We start from the raw sequence: 4,503 nt of genomic DNA on the forward strand, positions 1-4,503 counted from the left end.
ACATTCGAATGGTGAAGAGTAATGAATCATTCAGAAACTCTTACTGATACACTCTTACCTAATCGGACTGTTTGACACGAAAATCGTTCCCTCTTTAAAAAATTATTTATCCAGCAAGATAGCCCATTGCCTCTTCCAGGCCATTAATGGTCAGCGGGAACATTTTGCCTTCCATCTGCTCATCAATCAGTCGTGTTGATGAGGTATATTGCCAGGCATGTTCCGGGGAGGGGTTCAGCCATGCGACCCGGTCAAAGTGCGCTTTCAGCCGTGACATCCAGACCTGACCGGCCTCTTCATTGAAATGTTCGACACTGCCGCCGGGTGAGGTAATTTCATAGGGAGACATAGCGGCGTCGCCCACAAAAATCACCCGGTAATCCTTGCCGTAGCGGTGAATCACATCCCAGAGGCTGATGCGCTCCTGCTGGCGACGACGGTTATCCTGCCAGACACTTTCATAGAGATAGTTATGGAAGTAATAGAACTCAAGGTGTTTAAACTCGGTTCGGCAGCAGGCAAACAACTCCTCACACAGGCGAACGTAATCGTCCATTGAGCCGCCAATATCCATGAACAGCAGCACTTTCACGGCATTATGGCGTTCAGGCACCATCTTGATATCCAGCATACCCTTGCTGGCGGTTGAGCGGACGGTATCGTCAAGATCCAGCTGGTCTGCTGCCCCCTGGCGGGCAAAGCGGCGTAATCGGCGCAGTGCCATTTTCATATTGCGGCTGCCGAGTTGCTCGTTATCATCCAGGTTTTTAAACTCCCGCTTATCCCAGACTTTGGTGGCTTTACGGTGTCTGGATTGATCCTGACCAATCCGAATGCCGGAAGGGTTATAGCCATAAGCGCCAAACGGTGAGGTTCCGCCGGTGCCAATCCATTTATTACCGCCCTGGTGACGACTTTTCTGTTCCTCCATTCTCTGTCGGAATGTATCGAGTAATTCCTGGAGGTTTTTCATGCCCTGGATGTTTGCCTTGTCATCATCGGACAACTGTCGGATAAACGCCTGCCTTAACCATTCTTCAGGTATCAGTGCTTCCAGTATGTCATCCATGGCGTCAAGGTCGTTGAAAAAAGCCTGGCAGGCTTTATCAAACTTGTCGTAATGCCTTTCATCCTTGACCAGAATGGTTCGCGCTAACTGGTAAAAGCCTTCCTGATCGGCGTAGATCAGTTTTGCATCCAGTGCTGCCAGCAGGTCGAGATATTCCCGGGTGGTGGCAGGTACACCAAATGCCCGGACGGTTGCAAAAAAATTGGTCAGCATGGTGAGTCCTCAGGCCGGTTAACCGCGTCGGCTCATAAAGGCCAGCCGTTCCAGCAGATGGACATCCTGCTCATTTTTCACCAGCGCTCCATGCAGCGGGGGAATGGCACTTCTGGTATCACGGTTTTGAAGAATATCTGCCGGGATATCGTCGGAATTGAGCAGTTTCAGCCAGTCGATCAGCTCGGAAGTCGAGGGCTTCTTCTTGAGACCGGGGATCTCCCTGAGTTCGAAAAATACCTGAAGGGCCTCATCGACCAGTTTTTTCTGCAGGTCAGGAAAGTGTACCCGGACAATTTCCCTCATGGTTTCTGCATCAGGAAAGCTGATGTAATGAAAGAAGCAGCGTCTTAAAAACGCATCGGGCAGCTCTTTCTCGTTGTTACTGGTGATAATGACTATAGGGCGTTGTCGGGCTTTTATCTGTTGTTGGGTCTCGTAAACATTGAACTCCATCTTGTCCAGCTCTTGCAGCAGGTCATTGGGGAATTCAATATCTGCCTTGTCTATCTCATCGATCAGCAAAACCGACTGCTGGTCTGACTCAAAGGCTTCCCAGAGTTTGCCTTTGACAATGTAATTGCTGATATCGTGCACCCGCTCATCACCCAGTTGCGAGTCTCGAAGGCGGGATACCGCATCGTATTCGTAGAGCCCCTGCTGGGCCTTGGTGGTGGATTTGATATGCCATTGCAGCAGCTCTTTGCCCAGGGAACGGGCCACCTGTTCTGCCAGCATGGTCTTGCCGGTGCCGGGTTCCCCTTTAATAAGGAGAGGGCGTTGTAACGTTACGGCAGCATTGACGGCCATTTTCAGGTCATCGGTAGCGATATACTGGTCGGTACTTTCAAAGCTCATAAGGCAGTTATCTTCTTTTTATTCGGAAATACGCAATACAACAGACGTGTTTCTCTTATTTATCGTGCATCAGGTTGTGGGTAAGGGTAACGCAAAAGGGAGGAGGATGGATAGTCATCGGCTGTTGTCAGGGGTGATCTTTTCAGTTGATGAATGCAAACAGTAATACCATCCTGGATGGCAGGTATTGAAAAGTTGGAAGCCCGCCTTCCCAGCAATGTGAAAACGGTTCTTGAGTCATGATGGAAGGGAAGAGGTTATTGGCCTTATTTTCTCTTCTTTTTTCTACTTTTTGGTTTACCTGTTTGCTTTACTGAATGTCCTTCGTTAGTTAAGTCACAGTGATCTTGCCATCCTTTATCGGCAGTAACATATCGCTCACCTGCCCCCCGCGTTTGAGTAAGTGATACAGAGCCATGCTGCTGTGCCAGGATGTCTACCCTGATCTTTATTTGATCAATACATCGTTTTATTGAGTCCGGGCTCCCAAGCTGGGTAACCGGGATTTCAATGACCTCAAATCCTGCTTTTTGCAGCAGTGCGATTTTCAGCAGAGTCGAACCATTCCTGGTTTTGAAATCACCACCCACGTAATGAGACGGCCCCTGAACTTCAATTACAACGTTGTGATCTGGCAGAAGCAGGTCAACCGGAGGTAATGAGTTCAGACTCTTTTCTTCTTCAATCTTCAAAGATGGAATAGATGATTGGAGTCGATCGCGGAATTGGGCTTGGGTTTTTGAAATGGCTGTCTGGTAATGGCGAACGACCGGACTCGCTCTGCCAAGCCAACTGGCGGCCATGATCATGATGGATTGATCATCTTCATTATCTGGCGATGTATTTTCCAGGCGAGTCAACAGGTCATCCATGTGATTTTCAAACACGTTATTTTTATTAGCATTGGAGTCTAGAACCAACCTGGCACAGCATACCATGACTCCCCAGAGAGACATCGATATATCTTGTTGAGGGAATTGAGGGTTTTCACTGATTCTGTACACAAGAGATTCGAACGTAGAAGCAACCACGTTCAACTCAACGAGCTCACCCAGTTTCGCCATGGCCCACAGCAGGTTGGCGATATGCTGAGGAATAAATTGGTCTTTCTGTGCGTTCACGAGAGGCAACAGCGCGGCCACGGCCTCTTTGAACTCTGGTGTCTGCTCTTGCCCGTTGTCCACCAGTTTCGCCATGGCCCACAGCAGGTTGGCAATGGCCTGGGCATTAAGTTGGTTTTTCTGTGCGTTCACGAGGGGCAAAAGGACGGCCACGGCCTCGTTGAGCCCTGGTGTCCACTCCAGCCCGTGGTCCACCAGTTTCGCCATGGCCCACAGCAGGTTGGGGATAGCCCGGGCTTTAAATTGGTCTTTTTGTACGTTCACGCGGTGGAAAAGTGCAGCTACCGTCTTGTTGAACGCAGGTGTCCACTCGTGCCCGTTGTCCACCAGTTTCGCCATGGCCCACAGCAGTTTGGCAATGGCCTGGGCATTAAGTTGGTTTTTCTGTGCGTTCACGAGGGGCAACAGGGCGGCCACGGCCTCGTTGAACGCCTGTGTCTGCTCCTGCCCGTGGTCCACCAGTTTCGCCATGGCCCACAGCAGGTTGGCGATATGCTGAGGAATAAATTGGTCTTTCTGTGCGTTCACGAGGGGCAGCAGGGCGGCTACGGCCTCGTTGAGCCCGGGTGTCTGCTTCTGCTCGTTGTCCACCAGTTTCGCCATGGCCCACAGCAGGTTGGCAATGGCCTGGGCATTAAGTTGGTTTTTCTGTGCGTTCATGTGGGGCAGCAGGGCGGCCACGGCCTCGTTGAATCCCTGTGTCCGCTCCAGCCCGTTGTCCACCAGTTTCGCCATGGCCCACAACAGGTTGGCGATTCCCTGGGCATTAAGTTGATTTTTCTGTGCGTTCACGAGGGGCAACAGAGCGGCCACGGCCGCTTTGAACTCTGGTGTCCACTCCTGCCTGTTGTCCACCAGTTTCGTAATGGCCCACAGCAGGTTGGCAATGGCCTGGGCATTAAGTTGGTTTTTCTGTGCGTTCACGAGGGGCAACAAGGCGACCACAGCCTCGTTGAGCCCCTGTGTCTGCGTCTGCCCGTGGTCCACCAGTTTCGCCATGGCCCACAGCAGGTTGGCGATATGCTGAGGAATAAATTGGTCTTTCTGTGCGTTCACGAGGGGCAACAGGGCGGCCACGGCCTCGTTGAGCCCCCGTGTCCGCTCCAGCCCGTTGTCCACCAGTTTCGCCATGGCCCACAGCAGGTTGACAATGGCCTGGGCATTAAGTTGGTTTTTCTGTGCGTTCACGATGGGCAAAAGGGCGGCCACGGCCTCGTTGAGCCCTGGTGCCCGCTCCAGCCC

Annotated in this window: 3 protein-coding genes; all 3 read right to left on the reverse strand. The window is 51.6% G+C overall.

The features are described 5' to 3' along the window. Positions 1 to 106 precede the first annotated feature (106 nt). Positions 107 to 1,282: a vWA domain-containing protein gene (locus tag ACO6V1_RS22540; protein WP_422447967.1), complete on the reverse strand. Its 1,176-nt coding sequence runs from the start codon at positions 1,280 to 1,282 to the stop codon at positions 107 to 109. Between the two features lie 18 nt (positions 1,283 to 1,300). After that, complete coding sequence (locus tag ACO6V1_RS22545) at positions 1,301 to 2,140, reverse strand: AAA family ATPase (protein ID WP_269675925.1); 840 nt, start codon at positions 2,138 to 2,140, stop codon at positions 1,301 to 1,303. A 266-nt stretch (positions 2,141 to 2,406) separates the two neighbouring features. Further along, positions 2,407 to 4,503: RAP domain-containing protein (locus ACO6V1_RS22550; RefSeq protein ID WP_422468711.1), on the reverse strand; the 2,097-nt coding region annotated here is incomplete at its 5' end.

The organism is Endozoicomonas sp. ALC013 (assembly GCF_049310205.1).
GTDB lineage: Bacteria > Pseudomonadota > Gammaproteobacteria > Pseudomonadales > Endozoicomonadaceae > Endozoicomonas.